This window comes from Salinisphaera sp. T5B8 (genome assembly GCF_040361255.1).
GTDB lineage: Bacteria > Pseudomonadota > Gammaproteobacteria > Nevskiales > Salinisphaeraceae > Salinisphaera.
In genome coordinates this window covers 241,670-259,049 of record NZ_APNG01000002.1, presented here as the reverse complement: position 1 = coordinate 259,049, position 17,380 = coordinate 241,670, and the positions used below count along the sequence as shown (strand labels likewise).

Sequence of the window (17,380 nt, the reverse complement as noted above, 5' to 3'; positions counted from 1 at the left end):
TTTCCTACCCCGAAGCTGGGCCTCACGACCATGGCAAGCTGATCCGTATGGGCATTCGCATCGGACTGATCTTTAACCGCTACCGTAGCGACGGCGGTACAGAACGTATTACGTCCAGCGTTTTCGATGCACTGGCCGAGGATGATGTGGAATGGGTTGTGCTGACCCGGCGCTGGGGTGGCGAGCTGCCGGCGAACGTGAAGGTGATTGAATGTCGGCCCTTCGCTATCGGTCGGCGCTGGCGCTTACAGGCATTTGTGCGTGCGCTCGAAAGCCAGCTCAGCACGCTGTCGGTCGATTTCATCCAGTCACAGGTTCATTTGCCTCAGGTGGATATTTTTCGGGCCGATGGGGGCGTCCATGCCGAATGGCTCGATCAGCGTCGACGCGGCGCGGAGCCGCTCTCGCGGTGGTGGCGGCGTTTCGGGGGGTATCATCGCGACAAGCTGCGCATGGAACAGCAGATGTATGCCAGCGACCAGCTCAAGGCGGTGATCTGCAATTCCTATATGGTGCGCGATGACATCAGGCGCCGTTTTCCTGACTGTCGAGCGAAGCTCTGGGTTATCGAAAACGGCATTGATGTGGCGTATTTCAAACGCGACGAATCGGCCATCGATATCGGCCGGCGCACCCGTGCAGAGCTCGGTATTCCCGAAGACGCGCCGGTTTTTCTTTGTGTGGGCTCCGGTTTCGAACGCAAGGGCGTGAAAACGGCGATCGCCGCGTTGGCGAAAACCGACGCGCGCGCGCATCTTGTGGTCGTCGGTCGCGATAGCCGTATGGGCGCTTATCAACGGATGGCGCGCGCACACGGCGTGGATGCGCGCACGCATTTCACGGGCTCGCAAGACGATGTGCGTCCATATTTCTGGGCCGCGGATGCGCTGGTCCATCCTGCGCTTTACGAGGCATTCGGCATCGTCATCGCCGAGGCCATGGCCGCCGGCCTGCCCGTTATAGCCTCCGAGCGTACCGGCGCGGCGCGCGCTATGGTCGCGGGCCCGGAAACGGGCTGCTTGCTGGACGCCCTCGATATTGAAGGGTTCGCCAATGCAATGCAGCAATATGCCGAGCGCAATCGGGCGGCCGGTGAACGCAGCCGAATCTCCTGCGAAGCGATCGCCCAGGATTATTCGATTGCTCGTATGCGCCGCGAATTGCTCGAGTTCTATGACGAATTTCGCTGATACCGCATCCTGGCGACGCGGGCGACTGAGCCACGTATGACGATGACGCTCTGCCGCGGGCTCATGGCGCGAAACGACGTTTGGTGGCTGGACGAAGCCATCGCGTTGCGCCAGCCGGACTTTGCCAACGCGCAAACGATTTACGAGGGATCGTATACCCGTATCAGGCGCCACCCGGGCCAGCCGGCGCTTATAAGCAAGCTTTCCTGGGTCAAGAGCGCGCCGCGCGATAACGTGCGCAAGTACTGGGCCGCGCAGGCAAAGCGGGAGATGGCGGCGAACCGCATCATGCAGCGATTGGGCATACGGACCGCGACTCTCATCGGCTACGGGATACGCCTGATGCCCTGGTCGCGACTGGAGTCGCTGCTGTTCATGGACGAACTGCCCGCGCACGATACGCTTCGCGTGGTGCTGCGCCAGGTGACCGACGAGCACGGCCGAGCGCTGCTGATCGATCGTATCGCTCAGGACATCGCCAGGCTCTACCGCAATGGCTGGCATCACAAGGACTGTCACCTGGAAAATGTGGTGCTGCCGAAAACGGATGCTGAGGGGCCGAATGCGTCCTATCCAGACTTGATATGGGTCGATAACGATCTACGCTATAGCGCACGGGCGGACGTTTTGCGGCGTCGGTTCGATGGCTCGTTACGGCAGTTGGCGTATACCTCGCGGGACTTCATCTCGCCGGCAGAGTGGCAAGTGTTCGCGCAGCGATTGTCCAGCCATTTGAGTTCTACGCAGCTCGGGCGCAAGCTCTGCGCAACATCGGTGGCCGCATTCGCACGAGAGCGCGCGGCAGCGTAGCGCGGTGTTGCGACGTTTCGCCGGCGCTTGAACATGACCCGTGACCCTACTGATATGACGCAACCGCGGTTAACCCATGTCAATCTCGCCCGCGGTTTTCGCGGCGGCGAACGCCAGACCGAATTGTTGATTCGCGAGCTGGCCGCCCGCGGTGTGTCGCAGCGCGTGGTGGTACGTCGTGGTGAGGTGCTGTTTGAACGGCTGGCTGATGTGCCCAACCTCGAACGCTTGCCGATCGCCAAGCCGTTTGCCCTGAATGCACGTCTGGTACGCGGCGATTTCGTCCATGCACACGATGGCAAGGGCGCGCATTTCGCGCATGCCGCGCATACGCTGGTGGGCTGTGATTATGTGTTTACCCGGCGGGTCGACAATGCGCCCTCGAACAGTTGGACGACCCGGCGCATGTACCGACAGGCGCTCGGCGTGGCCGTATTATCGCGGGCGATAGACCGCATTCTGCAGGCGCGCTTTCCGGGGCTTGCCACCGTGCGTATTCCCAGTGCCTGCGGCGAGTTTCATACCTCGCATCCGGATGTCGCGGCGTTGCGCGCCGAGTTCGGCGGTGATTGCGTGGTGGGCCACGTCGGCGCGCTCGACGATAGCCAGAAGGGCCAGCGCGATCTGATCGCGGCGGCCCATGAACTAAGTGCCGTCGACGCCAGTTGGCGGTTCGTGTTCGTAGGCGGCGGGCGTGATGAGGCGATGTTGCGCGAGCTGGCGGGCGACAATCCGGCGATTCGTTTTACCGGCCATGTCGATAATGTCGGCGATCATCTGGCGGCGTTCGATATCTTTGCCTTTCCGTCGGTCCACGAAGGCCTGGGGTCGGCACTGCTCGACGCCATGCATGCCGGCCTGCCGATCGTGGCCAGCGATGTCGACGGCATTCCCGATATCGTGGCCGATGGCGTAGACGGGCTATTGGTGGCGCCGCGTGACGCCGCTGCGCTGGCCGAGGCACTGAAGCGTTTGCGCGCCGACCCGGCGCTGGCGCGGCGTCTGGCGAACGCGGCAGGGCAGAAATCGCTCGCGTATACTGCCGCCGCGATGGCCGATCGCTATGTGCGCTGGTATCGCGCCCTGGGCCTGGATCTGGGCGTGGCCGACGATATCGCGGGCATCGATCCAAGCAACGAACACAACGGAGATACGGGCCAGTGATCATCGTAACCGGGGCCGCGGGCTTCATCGGCAGCAATATCGTGGCGGGGCTCAATGCCCGCGGCGAGCGTGACATTCTCATCGTCGACGACATGTCCGATGGCCACAAATGCCTGAATCTCGCCGATCTGGACTTCAGCGATTATCTGGAATACGACGATCTGATCGCGCGTGTGGAAGCCGGCGACGAGCTCGGCGACATTCGCGCGGTGTTCCATCAGGGCGCCTGTTCGGACACCACCGAATGGGACGGACGCTACGTCATGGCGCGCAACTATCGCTATTCCAAGAGTCTGCATGACTGGTGCGTGGCCCGTGAAGTCCCGTTCATCTATGCTTCGTCGGCGTCGGTCTACGGCATGGGACCGGATTTCGTCGAACAACGCGATGCCGAGCGTCCGCTCAATATGTACGCGTTTTCAAAGTTCGCCTTCGATCAGTACGTGCGTGCGCAATCGGCCAGAACCCGCTCGCAGGTGGCCGGGCTGCGCTATTTCAATGTCTACGGCCCACGTGAACAGCACAAGGGCAAAATGGCGAGCGTTGCCTGGCATTTTTCGCGCCAGATCGAAGCCGAGGGCGTTTGCCGGCTGTTCGAAGGCGCTGAAGGCTATGGCGACGGCGAACAGCGCCGGGACTTCGTCTATGTCGGCGACTGTGTCGATGTCAATTTGTGGCTGCTCGACTCGGGCGTGTCCGGCATCTTCAATTGCGGTACCGGGCGCAGCCAGACCTTCAACGATGTCGCCGATGCGGTGATCGACTGGTATGGCCGCGGCGAAAAACGCTATATCGCGTTTCCGCAGTCGCTGGTCGGGCGCTACCAGAGCTTCACCCAGGCCAATATCGATGCCCTGCGCGCGGCCGGCTATGGCCCGGCCTTTGCCACGGTCGGCGAGGGCGTGGCTCGCTATCTGGACTGGCTTGCCGAGCGGGGCGACGCTGACCGGGCACTCAACGCGACCGGCTAGCTGCGCTATACACCGAATAGGCTGGCCTGCAAGGGCGCGGGTATGGTCAAATACCCGGCCGCGCCGTATTCATGCGGCGCGCCGCTGTCCGCGTAACAGGAGAAAAGCGCATGACTTCCATGGCCGACCGCGATGGCCTGATCTGGTTCGACGGCGAACTCGTCGACTGGCGCGATGCCAAGATCCACGTACTCACGCATACCCTGCATTACGGCATGGGCGCGTTCGAGGGCGTACGCGCCTACAACACCGATCGCGGTACGGCGATTTTCCGGCTGGCCGACCATACCCGTCGGCTGTGTCGCTCGGCCAAGATTCTCGGCATGCCCATGCCGTACAGCGAAGACGAGCTCAATGCCGCCCAGGTCGCGGTCGTGCGCGAAAACAAGCTCGAATCGGCCTATATCCGGCCGGTCATCTTCTATGGCTCGGAGGCCATGGGGCTGCACGCGCATGATCTGAGTGCACATGTGGCCATTGCGGCGTGGACCTGGGGTAGCTATCTCGGCGAAGAGAACATGACCAAGGGCATTCGCGTGAAGACCTCGTCGTTTTCGCGCCATCATGTCAATTCGGCCATGACCAAAGCGAAGGCGAACGGGCCGTACTTCAATTCCATGCTCGCCGTCACCGAGGCCAACAAGGCCGGTTACGACGAAGCGCTGATGCTCGACTGTAATGGCTACGTGTCCGAGGGCAGTGGCGAGAATCTGTTCATCGTGCGCGATGGCGTGCTTTACACGCCGGATCTGACCAGCGCGCTGGATGGCATCACGCGGCGTACGATTCTCACCTATGCCGAGGAAATGGGCATTCCCTATCGGGAAAAGACCATCACCCGCGATGAAGTCTATATCGCCGATGAAGCGTTTCTGACCGGTACAGCCGCCGAAGTCACGCCCATGCGTGAACTCGACGACCGCACCATCGGTGAAGGCAAGCGTGGCCCGATCACCGAGGCCATGCAGTCGCGCTACTTCGATCAGGTCACTGGGAAGCGGGACGATCATTCGGACTGGCTGACGTTCGTATAAGGCGCGTGCTGCGCGCGTGTCGGATATGACGTTGCAGATCGATCGCGGCGCGCATGGCGAATGCATGATCTGGAACGACGCCGTCGTCGACGGCGTCGATTCCCAGTGGTTCGATCCGACATGGTGGCGTGCGCGCAATGCGTTGCTCGGCGAAGCCGAAGGGCGCGGCGCAGCGTATTTTTTGCAGGGCGTCGATGGCCATGAATGGGTGCTGCGCCACAACCGGCGCGGCGGGGCGCTGGCCCGCGTCAATCACGACCGCTTCGTGTATACCGGCCTCGAGCGTGCCCGGCCGGTACGCGAGTTGCGCCTCATCGCGACGCTACGCACGCACGGTCTGCCGGTCCCCGAGCCGATCGCGGCCCGGGTCATGCCGTGGCTGGGCCTGTATCGCGGCGATGTAATCACCCGTCGTATCGTCGACGCCCAGCCACTGGCCGATCGGCTGGCCGAGCAGGCGCTGGCGTCGACCGCTTGGCAGCAGCTCGGTGCCGTGCTCGCGCGTTTTCATCGCGCCGGCTTGTGGCATGCCGATCTGAATGCGCGCAATGTGCTCGTCGATACGCACGATACGTTTCATCTGATCGATTTCGACAAGGCGCGGCTGCGTGCGCCGGGCACGTGGCGCCAGGCCAACCTCGATCGTTTTCATCGCTCGCTGACCAAATTCAGCGACTCATCACTGACCTTCAACTTTCTCGATGCCGACTGGCGTGCGTTGCGCGGCGGCTATGTATCGGTTTTGGCTGGCGCCTTGTAGGGGTTGTAGTTCGACAGCTTGAAACGCTGGTGGAGCCAGAAATACTGTTCCGGCGCCTGGCGTGCGACCGATTCGATCATGTTGTTGATAATGCGGGCGTCTTCGGCTTCGTCCGTGCCGAGTTGATCTTCGATGGCCGGCAGGATGATCAGCCGGTAGCCGCTGCCATCGTCACAGCGCAGGGTGAAAAACGGCACGACGCTAGCCTTGCTCATGCGCGCCAGCCGGCTGAGCGCGATATGCGTACGCGCCGGCTGGCCGAAGAAGTCCACGACCGTGCCCAGACGCTTCGGCGGCTTCTGATCGGCGGCATACCAGACCGCATCCTTGCGGCGTAGGGCTTTGAGTAGACCCTTGACGTCGTCGTCACGAATGCTGGAGCCGCCGATATGCGCCTCGCGACGCGTGCGCATCACGTGATCGACCACCGGGTCGTGCGGGGCCTTGTACATCGCCGTGGTGATATAGCCGAGTTCGCGCAGCGGCCGCTTGGCCATGCGTACGCCCAGCTCCAGCGACGTGAAATGTGCCGACAGCAGGATAATGCCGCGTCCGCGCGCGCACGCCGCCTCGAGATTTTCCTGGCCTTCGATATGCGCCAGCGCCTCGATCTTGGCGGTCGGGCCCCACCAGCACAGCGCGGTTTCGATCGCGCCCATACCCACGGACTGGAAATGACGGCGCAGCAATTGCTGGCGTGCGTCGGCATCCAGTTCGGGGAAACACAGTCGCAGATTGACCTCGGCGATACGCCGTCGTTCGCCGATCAGGTGATAGGCGAGGTCACCGCATCGCTTGCCCAAGCCCATTTGCAGGCGATAGGGAAGCCGGGCGAGCAGCCAGCCCAGGCCCATCAGCAGCCAGCTCGGCCAGTAACGAGGGCTGCTCAAGGACGGGGATTGGGGATCTTGCTCCGGGGCGGGGCTAGCCATGCAAAGCAACCCGCAGCAGTCGGTCGGCGATCATAGGCACGAACGAGAATCAGGTCGTGGGTCGCGCGCTACACAGCGCGCACAAGGGTTTGTATGATGCGCGAATTGTTCGTCCGGTGAAAGCATGCTCACGGTTCCTTCGTTCGAAAACGCGCGCGTCCTCGTGGTGGGCGACATCATGCTCGACCGCTACTGGTACGGCGATACCGGCCGCATTTCGCCGGAAGCGCCTGTACCGGTGGTGCGTATTGCCGACGAAGAGCGCCGTCTGGGCGGGGCGGCCAATGTCGCGCTTAATCTGGCCCGCGTGGGCGCGCAGACCCGGTTGATTGGCGTGATCGGCGAGGACGAGCCGGGCAGTGCGACCCGCGCACTGCTTGAGCAGGCGGGCGTGGTCGCCGATCTGATCACCAGCGATAGCCATCCGACGATCGCCAAGCTTCGCGTGATGAGTCGCAACCAGCAGCTCATTCGCCTGGATTTCGAAAAGTCGTTCGCCCTCGACGGGGCTTTCGACCGCGCGCAGCTTGTGGCGCGCTATGAAGCCGCGCTTGCACACACCGATGTCGTGATCTGTTCGGACTATGGCAAGGGCACACTCGCCGACGTACAGTCGATTATCGCAACGGCGCGTGAACGCGGTATTCCGGTGCTCGTGGACCCCAAGGGCAGCGATTGGCAGCGTTATGCCGGCACGCACCTGATTACCCCCAATCTGCACGAGTTCGAAGCGGTGGTGGGGGTGGTCGGCGACGACGCATCTTTGGAGCGCGAAGCCGATGCCCTGCGTACGCGTCTGGGTATCGATGCCTTGTTGGTTACCCGCAGTGAAAAGGGCATGAGTCTGTTCGCCGAAGCCGGTCATCTACATCTGCCCGCCCAGGCCCAGGAAGTCTTCGATGTGACGGGCGCCGGGGATACCGTGATCGCCTTGCTGGGCGCCGGGCTGGGCGCCGAGATGCCGCTGGCGGACGCGGCTGCGATCGCCAATCTCGGCGCCGGCATCGTGGTGGCCAAGCTCGGCACCGCCACGGTCACCCCCGGTGAACTCAAGCAGGCCGCCCACAGCCAGCGCCAGGGGCGCCGCGGCGTCGTGGATGAAGACGAGCTGGCTGCGATCGTGGCCCAGCGTCGTGCCCGCGGCGAACGTGTGGTCATGACCAATGGCTGTTTCGATCTACTCCACCCCGGGCATATCGCCTATCTCGAAGCCGCCCGAGCGCTCGGCGACTGGTTGATCGTGGCCGTCAACGACGATGCTTCGGTACGCCGTTTGAAAGGGCCAACCCGCCCGCTCAACGATCTGGACCACCGAATGCAGGTGTTGCGTGGTCTGGCTGCGGTGGATTGGGTGGTGGCGTTTTCCGAGGATACGCCGGAACGGGTGATCTGCCGGATCCTGCCCGATGTGCTGGTCAAGGGCGGCGACTACACGCCCGATCAGATCGCCGGGGGCGAGTGTGTACGTGCGGCCGGCGGCGAGGTGCGCGTGCTCGATTTCGTCGATGGCTATTCCACGACATCGATCATCGAACGCATGCAGGGCGACACGGCCAAGCCGCGGTGAACACACAGCGCGCCGCCGGTTCGCGCACGAACGGTCTGGCGGCGGCGCTCGCCGATCGGCTGGTGCGCGGACTCTATACGTTATTCACCTGGGGCGCCTTGCCCGGGGTGCTCGCCTACTTCTTTTGGCGCGGGCGCCGTGAACCGGCCTATCGCCAACATTGGCGCGAACGGTTGGGGCAGGTACGTGGCGTGCCGACAGGCGCGATCTGGGTGCATGCGGCCTCTGTCGGCGAGGCCGTGCTGGTCACGCCGCTGATTCAGCGCTTGCAGCGCGATCATGCGCAGCGTGCGATTCTGGTCACGACCATGACGCCGACCGGGCGTGCGCATATCGAGCGCGTATTCGCGGATACGGTTTATTGTCGTTATGTACCGCTCGATACGCGCGGCGCAACACGACGCTTCATGCGCGCCACGCGCCCCGGTTTGGCCGTGATTGCCGAAACCGAACTCTGGCCGAACCTGCTCGCGGCAGCCCGGTGTTACGCCGTACCGGTAGCGCTGGTCAATGCGAGTATTTCGTCGCGTTCGGCGTCGCGCTATCGCTTTGCGTTATGGCGGGCAACGGTCGCCGACATGCTGGCCTCGCTCGCGGCGATTGGCGCGGCCAGCCATGCGCATGCGCAGCGATTCGTCGCCCTGGGCGCCCGTGCGGATCGCACCCATGCCATTGGCAATCTAAAATACGACACAGTCGCCGCCGGCGCAGATGACGTTGGTGCCCGGGACTTGCGCGACGCATGGCACGCCGGCCAGCGGCCGATCTGGGTGGCGGCCAGTACGCACGAAGGTGAAGAGGCCCGGGTGCTCGATGCCTGGGCGAGCCTGCGTGAGCGATTTCCGTCGCTATTGCTCGTCATCGCGCCGCGACATCCACAGCGCTTCGAAGCGGTCGCCGAGTTGCTAAGCGCCCGCGGGCATGGTTTCGCCCGGCGAAGTTCGCAGCAGCCCGTAACGCCCGATACCGAGATCGTGCTGGCCGACACCCTTGGCGAGGTGCCGTTGTTCTATGCCGCAGCCGATGTCGCGCTGGTGGGCGGTAGTCTGGTGCCTGGTATCGAGGGCCATAACGTGCTCGAAGCCGCGGCCCAGGCCTGTCCGTTGTGTGTCGGCCCGTATGTGCGCGAATGGCGCGATATTGTGGACGCACTGGCCGCCGTCGGCGCGGCGCGGGTATGCGATACGCCAGCGCAATTAACGGTGGCGCTAGCGGCGTGGTTGGCCGACCCAGCGCAGGCACGCGCGGCCGGTGAGGCCGGCCGGCGGCTTGTGCGCGAGCGTGCCGGCGCGCTCGATCACACTGTCAAAATGCTCGAGTCGTTTGCCGGTAATCTTTCATGATGCAGTACTATCGGGCAACGATCCGCCGTGCTATAGAAAGCGATGGCGTGCTGTCCGTTCATACCCAGGGGGAACAAAATGCTTGAATGTTTGCTTCGCGGCCCGTACGCGCGGCCGTTGATCGCCGTTGCGCTCGTCGGCGCACTAAGTGCTTGTGGCAGCGGCGGTGGGGGCTCCGACGACGATGGCGGCGGCGGTGGCGGCGGCACGCCGAACCAGCCTACAGACCCGGTATCGGTACGTGGCCTGGATGCGAACGGTCATATCGTCGACCCGGGTCCGGACACGCCGAATATTTATGCCAACCCCGACGATAGCGAGATCCTGGATATCGATGTGCGAATCCTCGCGCCAACGAATCCCGGCGGGCCTTGTCAGGGCGATGATCCGGCCACGCCCGACGTGGACGAAGAGGACTACAGCGGCTGTACGCTGGCTGATCTAAACGGTGGGGATAACCCGGATGACTTGGGTGATACCGATGGTGATGATGCGTTCGACCCGGAATTAAGAGCTGTTGTCACGATTCCGAGTGCCGATTTGACGCTGTTTTCCGACGAGGTCGAAGTCCGCGGTGCCACCAGCCGGTTAAGCAAGCAGAAGTCGTACAAGGTCGAGTTCGTTGACGACGACAACGACGAATATGCCAACGACTGGTTCGAGATGGAGCGGCTACAGCTCAACAAGCATCCCTACGATCTGAGCCGTATTCGTAACAAGCTCGCCTTCGACCTGTTTCGGGACATCGAAAATTTTCCCAGTCTGCGAACCCAGTTTGTGCATGTTTTTCTAATCGACGAGTCCGACCCGGATAACAGTGACGTAACACAGGATGCCGGTCTGTTCACCAATGTCGAGTACATGGACGACAAGTGGGCGCGCTATCACGGCCAGGAAGAAGAATCGAATATCTTCAAGACGGAGGATTTTTCGTTCCAGTCGCTCGAAGCAACACCGGAACTGCTTGAACCGGTCGACTCGGATGCCTTCGAAACCGTGCTCGAGTCCAAGGGTGACGATGAGGATCCGGCCAAACTTCGGGAAATGCTTCGCGCTCTGAATGACGGCGGCAATAACTTCAACAATGTCCTGACGCGTTATTTCAACCGCGACAATTTCGAGACCTGGCTGAGCATCAACATCCTGCTGGCGAATGCGGACTCCAATACCCAGAACTACTATCTCTACCGGCCTTCGCAGATCGACCAGTTCTATTTCACGCCCTGGGATTACGACGGCGCCTTCGATTTCTACGGCCAGCCTGCCGAGAATGCCGCGGATCGCCCCCGTTGGCAGGAAGGGATTAGCAACTGGTGGTTCATGCCGCTGGTGCAGCGCTATATCCGTAACGGCAATACAGCGGCGTTGACCACCAAGGTCAATACGTTGTTCAACGGGCCGCTCAGCCCGGCGAGTGTCCAAGAAAAGATCGAAAGCTACCCGATCGACGAAATCGTGGAGATATCGACCTCTAACCAGGACGCGCAGTACCTGCCGACCGGCGATGCTGCCGATCCTGCGGCTGCGATGAACGCGGAGATCTATCGGCTACCGGGCACGGTTACGGCCGCGCGTGATCTTTATCTGGATACCCTCGAACGGCCGATGCCGGTATTCATGGGCGTCGAAGCCACCGGGACCAATACACTGCGGCTGACCTGGGACGAGTCCTACGACATTCAGGGCGATTCGCTGGTGTATGACGTCCGCCTGGGCACGAATCCGGAGCTTGGCAGCAATAGCGCGCAATGCACCACCGCCGACGACCCGATGCCGGTTATCACCGGTAACGTCTATTCTCAGAATGGGTTGACCGGTAACGCGGTGACCGTGACGGTGCCGAGTGCGGGTGACTACTACATGCAGGTGGTCGTGCGCGATAACCAAGGCTACTGCCAAAGCGCGTTCGACTCCTATTACGACGACGCGGAAGACGAACTCTTCAACGGTATCTACGGGTTCAACTTCGACGGTAATACCGTGACCTCGCTCGAAGACTGAGCACTTCGAACTGGAAAAGCCGGCCTCGCGCCGGCTTTTCTTTTTGTGCGGGTGTTTGCACTAAGTGCAGAATTTGGCACGTTTTGTGTTTCGCCCAACAACGTCGCTTTGCCTTCCGACCAGGCTTACGCGACCTATGTCGACCTTCCCACTATCAATCGAATATGAAAAGCTAATGACGTAAGACTGTTTTTTTATAAGGGGGAATCGCATGGCTATTGGGGTATGGATCAGTCTGATCCTGTATTTCGCGTTGATGCTCGGCATCGGCTTTTATGCGTGGCGCAAGTCCACAGCGTCGTCCGAGGAATACATGCTGGGCGGGCGCAATCTGAGTCCGGCGGTGGCCGCGCTCTCTGCCGGCGCCTCGGACATGAGCGGGTGGCTGTTGCTGGGTCTGCCCGGCGCGCTCTATGCCTCCGGGCTGGTCGAGGCCTGGATCGGCATCGGTCTGTTCGTGGGCGCGTTCTTCAACTGGCTTATCGTGGCGCCGCGTCTGCGCGAACAGACCGAACGCTACGACAACAGCCTGACCATTCCCCAGTTTTTGTCCAAACGCTTTCCCACCCGGGCGATGGCGCTGCGTACCGTATCGGCGATCATCATCGTGGTGTTCTTCGCCGTCTATACGGCGTCCGGTTTGGTGGCCGGCGGTAAGCTGGTACAAAGCGCCTTTGGCGAAGTCGTCAATATCGCGTCTTTGTCCGATTATCAGGTCGGCGTGTGGGGCACGCTGGCGGTGGTGCTGGCCTATACCGTCGTGGGTGGCTTTCTCGCGGTGAGCCTCACCGACTTCTGCCAGGGCGTGATCATGATGCTGGCGTTGATCATCATGCCGGCCGTCGTGCTATTCGGCAGCGGCGGGGGCGGTTTCTCCCAGGCCTCGGAAACCCTGGCCGGTGTGGATCCAAACTTTTTGTCTTTGACCAATGGTTTGACGTTCTTCGGCTTTCTTTCGGCGGTGACCTGGGGGCTGGGCTATTTCGGTCAGCCGCATATCATCGTGCGTTTCATGGCCGTGCGTAGCGTGGCCGACGTACCCAAGGCCCGTAACATCGGCATGACCTGGATGGGTATATCGCTCATCGGCGCGGTTTGTGTGGGCGTGTTCGGTCGGGCCTATGCCGAACGCAATGGCCTGAACGTGGAAGATTCGGAAACCATCTTTATCGTGTTGGCCGATCTGCTGTTTCATCCGTTGGTGACGGGCTTTCTGTTTGCAGCCCTGCTGGCCGCGATCATGAGTACGATCTCAAGCCAGTTGCTGGTCGCGTCCTCGTCGCTTACGGAGGACTTCTATCGTCTGTTCGTACGACGCGATGCCAGCGAAAGCGAAAGCGTAATGATCGGCCGTATCAGCGTGTTGATCGTGGGCCTGGTCGCGGCCTTTATCGCGCGTGATCCGGACTCGGAGGTGCTGGGGCTGGTGAGTAACGCCTGGGCCGGTTTCGGTGCTGCCTTCGGGCCACTGATCATTCTCTCGCTGACCTGGCCACGTATGTCCGGGACCGGCGCCGTGGCGGGGCTGGTCAGCGGTGCGGTGACGGTGCTGGTCTGGATCTCGATGGGCTGGAATAGCAGCTTCCTCGGCGGGCCCGGTATCTACGAGATCATTCCAGGCTTTGTCGTGTCGTGGTTGGCGATCTATGCAGTGAGTCTTGCCACACAGTCCAGCGGTGAATATCGGGCCATCGAAAAAGCCTGATCGCAACCGGAATGCGGGTGTGGAAGCGCCGGGCCAGTAATGGCCCGGCTTTTTTATGCCTGCGCACATAGCGCTCGAATGATAATTCCGCGTGGCTCGGGCTGCCCGCAGCCGGCTGAGCGCGCTCGCGTCAGCGCTGGCGGCCATGGCGGCCAGGGCGGCTATGCGCTCGGCGCAGCGTGGCTCCGTCCCAGGTCGTCGCCTTGGTTGACCTGGCGGGTTACGGCTCAAGGCTTAGTCAAGCATGGGTACAGCCGTGCCTTGCACGCGTTGGCTTATGACGCAATCGCGACATTGTCGCGATAGCCTGCCGCGCCAATGATTCAAAAACGCGCGAGCTGAACGGGGCAACGCGCGATTCGTCGCAAAAAAAAGCCCCGCCGGCCAACGCGAACCGCGCGCTGACCGACGGGGCTGTCGTAGGCTGCGAGCGCTTATGCGTAGCGCTGCGGCTCCGGCGTCACGAACTGGTTATCGGCCGGTTCGTCTTCTTCCAGCGACATCAGCGAGGCATTGCCGCCAGCCGCGGTGGTATCGCGGCTGATCGCACGCTCGGTGGCGAAGCGGTGCAGGTAGTGTGGACCGCCGGCTTTCGGGCCGGTGCCGGATAGCCCTTCGCCGCCGAACGGATGCACGCCCACGACAGCGCCGATCATGTTTCGGTTGACATAGGCATTACCGACCTTGATCCGGCGTACCACGCGTTCGACCGTGGTATCGATACGGCTGTGAATGCCAAACGTCAGCCCGTAACCCAGGCTATTGATCTGATCCACGACCTTGTCGATGTCTTCGGCTTCGTAGCGGATGACATGCACGATCGGGCCGAACTGCTCGTCGCCGAGGTCGTCGATGCTTTTCAGCTCGAGGGCGCGCGGCGCGAAATAGGTGCCGTTGCCCTCGGGCGGCGTGCAGGCATAGATGGTATCGAGCTTCTGCTTGGCTTTTTCGGCATAGTCGGCCAGGCCATCCCGGGCTTCGGCATCGATGACCGGCGTGACATCGGTCGACAGCTTCCACGGGTCGCCGATCGACAGTTCGGCCATTGCGCCGGAGAGCATGGTCAGCAGGGTATCGGCGATATCGTTCTGGACATAGAGCACGCGCAGCGCGGAGCAACGCTGCCCGGCGCTCTGAAAGCCCGAGCGGATGACATCGGCCACTACCTGTTCGATGAGCGCGGAGGAGTCCACGATCATCGCGTTTTGGCCGCCCGTCTCGGCGATCATCGGAATGAGCGGGCCGTCACGCTCGGCCAGGGTCTTGTTGATGGCCTTCGCCGTGGCCAGCGAGCCGGTAAAGGCGATGCCCGACACGCGTTGATCGGCGACCAGCTTGGCGCCCACCGAGGGGCCGTCGCCGGGCAGGAAATACAGTACGTCGCGCGGTACGCCGGCTTCATGCATCAACTGAATGGCACGATAGCCGATCAGACAGGTCTGTTCGGCGGGTTTGGCGATCACGGCATTGCCGGCCGCCAGCGCCGCAGTGACCTGCCCGGTGAAGATGGCCAGCGGGAAGTTCCAAGGGCAGATGCATACGAACACGCCGCGGCCGACCAGCCGATAGGTGTTGCGCTCACCAGTCGGCCCGGGCAGCAGCATCTCGCCATCGAATTCGTCTTCGACCTGGCAAGCGTAATAACGACAGAAATCCACCGCTTCGCGGACTTCGGCCACGCCGTCGCCGATATTCTTGCCGGCCTCGCGCGCGCACAGCGCGATCAACTCGGCGGTATGACTCTCGAGCAGGTCGGCATAGCGGCGCAGTATGGCCGCGCGCTCGCGGCCCTGGGTTGCGCTCCAGCGATCGGCGGCCGCAGCGGCGCCGGCCAGTGCTGTTTCGATGTCGTCTTCGTTGGCCCAGACGACATCACCTACGCTGATGTCGTTGTCCGCGGGGGACTTCACCGCCACTGCGCTGCGATCGTCGAAACTGGTTTTGTTCTCGCCGAGCAACGGCACGCCGCGCCAGGTTTGTGCGTCCGCGGCGCGCATGCCCTCGGCCAGCGCATCCAGCTCGCGAATGTCGGATAGATCCACGCCCTTGGCGTTCGGGCGGCGTTCGCCATACAAGTTATGGGGCAGGGGGATACGCGGATGCTGGGCCTGGTCCTGTTTTTCGGCGGCGAAAACCGGATCGGCCACGATGTCTTCTACGGGCTCGTCTTCGTCGACCAGACGATTGACGAACGAGCTGTTAGCGCCGTTTTCAAGCAGGCGTCGGACCAGATAGGCCAGCAGGTCTTCGTGCGCGCCGACCGGCGCATAGATACGACAGGCCGCGCGACGCTCGCCTTTTTCCACGATTTCTTCATAGAGTTCCTCGCCCATGCCGTGCAGACGCTGGAACTCGAAATCGGTGCGCTCGCCCACGGCCTGGCGGATATAGGCCAGCGTATGCGCGTTATGGGTGGCGAACTGGCCGTAGAACACGTCGGACGCGTCGAGGATGTGCTGTGCACAGGCCAGAAAGGAAACATCGGTGTTCATCTTGCGGGTGAATACCGGATAGCCGTCGACACCGGCTTCCTGAGCCCGCTTGATTTCGGTATCCCAGTAGGCGCCCTTGACCAGACGAATCATGATGCGTCGGTTATGGCGGCGGCCCAGGTCGGCCAGCCAGTCGATCACGTCGAGCGCGCGTTTCTGGTAAGCCTGAACGGCCAGACCGAGGCCCTGCCAATCGGCGAGATCGTCTTCCTGGGAAACACAGGCGAACAGTTCCAGCGACAGATCGAGACGCGCGGCTTCCTCGGCGTCGATGGTCATGTTGATATTGTGCTTGGCCGCCAGGCGGGCCAGCTTGAGTAGGCGCGGCAACAGCTCCCGGTGCACGCGCACGCGGTGGCTGAGCTCGTAGCGGGCGTGCAGGGCCGAGAGCTTGACCGACACGCCCGGGGATTTTTCCGGGCCCAGGCCGCGGCTGGCCTTGCCGCATTCTTCGATGGCATGCCAGTAGTCGTCGAAGTAACGCTGCGCATCGCCATCGGTACGCGCGGCTTCGCCGAGCATGTCGTAGGAGTAGGTGTAGCCGCGCCGTTCCAGGGATTTGGCGTTGCTGATCGCTTCCTCGATGGTGCGGCCCATCACGAACTGCTTGCCCATGATGCGCATCGCCTGGCTTACCGCCTGACGGATGAACGGCTCGCCGCTGCGTTTGACCAGTCGTTGCAGCACGCTGCGGAAGTTGCGCTGCGGTGAATCCTCGTAGCGCAGAATACGGCCGGTGAGCATCAGGCCCCACGTCGAGGCATTCACGAACCAGGATTTGGACTCGCCCAGATGTGACTCCCAGTTCGAACCGCCGATCTTGTCATCGATCAGACGATCCACGGTGGTCGCATCCGGAATACGCAGCAGTGCTTCGGCCAGACACATAAGCACCACGCCTTCCTGGCTGGATAGCTCGTATTCGTGCATGAACGCGTCGATACCGCTGCCGTGCGCGTTTTTCTTGCGTACCGCCTGTACCAGCTTGGCCGCCTCGGCTTCCACGCGCCGGCTGGTATGCGGCGACAGCCGGGCGATTTCGATCAGTCGATTGACTTGCTCGGCCTCGTTACAGCGGTAGGTTTCGAGAACACCGCGGTAGGCGTCGTCGTCAATCTGGCTCGGACGGGAATAATCCATTACAGCAACGCATTCACTGGGAAAACAGGCTTTAATTTAGCGCGCGGATCGTTGAGGTGTCGAGCCGACTATAGGCGCATGGGGAACATGCACAGCGCGCAGATTGCGCGGGGTTCTGGTACGGGTCGAGCCAGCTACGGCTTTAGCGCTCGAAGTCAGCGGGTTAGCCAAGCACGCCTGGATTGGGTAAGGGTCGCGCCGGAACGACGACAAGGCGGGTGCAGCCACGCGCGTTGATGATGTCTGCGCGAGGGCGGCGTGGCATCGCGTT

12 protein-coding genes are annotated in these 17,380 nt (G+C 62.2%); 10 read left to right on the top strand and 2 right to left on the bottom strand.

Annotation, left to right across the window (positions count from 1 at the left end; translation table 11 throughout):
* Positions 1 to 47 precede the first annotated feature (47 nt).
* The 6 genes from T5B8_RS02985 (at position 48) to T5B8_RS02960 (ending at position 5,929) form a co-directional block, all read left to right on the top strand.
* Entirely contained in the window at positions 48 to 1,190 is a 1,143-nt protein-coding gene (locus tag T5B8_RS02985; RefSeq protein ID WP_353176084.1) for a glycosyltransferase family 4 protein, read from the top strand.
* Positions 1,191 to 1,226: 36 nt separating this feature from the next.
* Positions 1,227 to 2,000, top strand: a complete 774-nt coding sequence (locus tag T5B8_RS02980) for a lipopolysaccharide kinase InaA family protein (RefSeq protein ID WP_353176082.1) — start codon at positions 1,227 to 1,229, stop codon at positions 1,998 to 2,000.
* A 54-nt stretch (positions 2,001 to 2,054) separates the two neighbouring features.
* Entirely contained in the window at positions 2,055 to 3,164 is a 1,110-nt protein-coding gene (locus T5B8_RS02975) for a glycosyltransferase family 4 protein (protein ID WP_353176081.1), read from the top strand.
* Positions 3,161 to 4,135 carry an ADP-glyceromanno-heptose 6-epimerase gene (rfaD, locus tag T5B8_RS02970; protein WP_353176080.1) on the top strand — a complete coding sequence of 325 codons (975 nt, stop codon included), beginning with the start codon at positions 3,161 to 3,163 and terminating at the stop codon, positions 4,133 to 4,135. Before T5B8_RS02975 ends, rfaD begins: the two co-directional genes overlap by 4 nt.
* Before the next feature lie 110 nt (positions 4,136 to 4,245).
* Positions 4,246 to 5,169 carry a branched-chain amino acid transaminase gene (locus T5B8_RS02965; protein WP_353176078.1) on the top strand — a complete coding sequence of 308 codons (924 nt, stop codon included), beginning with the start codon at positions 4,246 to 4,248 and terminating at the stop codon, positions 5,167 to 5,169.
* Between the two features lie 25 nt (positions 5,170 to 5,194).
* Positions 5,195 to 5,929 (top strand): 3-deoxy-D-manno-octulosonic acid kinase, encoded by a 735-nt coding sequence (locus T5B8_RS02960; RefSeq protein WP_353176076.1) that lies wholly within the window; start codon positions 5,195 to 5,197, stop codon positions 5,927 to 5,929.
* Here T5B8_RS02960 and T5B8_RS02955 read toward each other — a convergent pair.
* Positions 5,899 to 6,819: a lysophospholipid acyltransferase family protein gene (locus T5B8_RS02955; protein WP_353176074.1), complete on the bottom strand. Its 921-nt coding sequence runs from the start codon at positions 6,817 to 6,819 to the stop codon at positions 5,899 to 5,901. The genes T5B8_RS02960 and T5B8_RS02955 overlap by 31 nt on opposite strands.
* Before the next feature lie 166 nt (positions 6,820 to 6,985).
* On the opposite strand from T5B8_RS02955, the gene hldE reads away from it, so the two are divergent.
* The 4 genes from hldE (at position 6,986) to putP (ending at position 13,477) form a co-directional block, all read left to right on the top strand.
* Positions 6,986 to 8,428, top strand: a complete 1,443-nt coding sequence (hldE, locus tag T5B8_RS02950; RefSeq protein WP_353176072.1) for a bifunctional D-glycero-beta-D-manno-heptose-7-phosphate kinase/D-glycero-beta-D-manno-heptose 1-phosphate adenylyltransferase HldE — start codon at positions 6,986 to 6,988, stop codon at positions 8,426 to 8,428.
* Positions 8,425 to 9,771, top strand: coding sequence for a 3-deoxy-D-manno-octulosonic acid transferase (locus tag T5B8_RS02945; RefSeq protein WP_353176070.1), 1,347 nt, complete (start codon positions 8,425 to 8,427; stop codon positions 9,769 to 9,771). Before hldE ends, T5B8_RS02945 begins: the two co-directional genes overlap by 4 nt.
* Before the next feature lie 78 nt (positions 9,772 to 9,849).
* Positions 9,850 to 11,772: a CotH kinase family protein gene (locus tag T5B8_RS02940; RefSeq protein ID WP_353176069.1), complete on the top strand. Its 1,923-nt coding sequence runs from the start codon at positions 9,850 to 9,852 to the stop codon at positions 11,770 to 11,772.
* Positions 11,773 to 11,983: 211 nt separating this feature from the next.
* Entirely contained in the window at positions 11,984 to 13,477 is a 1,494-nt protein-coding gene (gene putP / locus T5B8_RS02935; protein ID WP_353176067.1) for a sodium/proline symporter PutP, read from the top strand.
* Between the two features lie 434 nt (positions 13,478 to 13,911).
* Here the strand turns inward: putP and putA are convergent, their stop codons facing one another.
* The gene (gene putA / locus T5B8_RS02930; protein ID WP_353176065.1) at positions 13,912 to 17,109 is read right to left on the bottom strand and encodes a bifunctional proline dehydrogenase/L-glutamate gamma-semialdehyde dehydrogenase PutA; all 3,198 of its coding nucleotides are present in this window, start codon (positions 17,107 to 17,109) and stop codon (positions 13,912 to 13,914) included.
* Between the last annotated feature and the right edge of the window lie 271 nt (positions 17,110 to 17,380).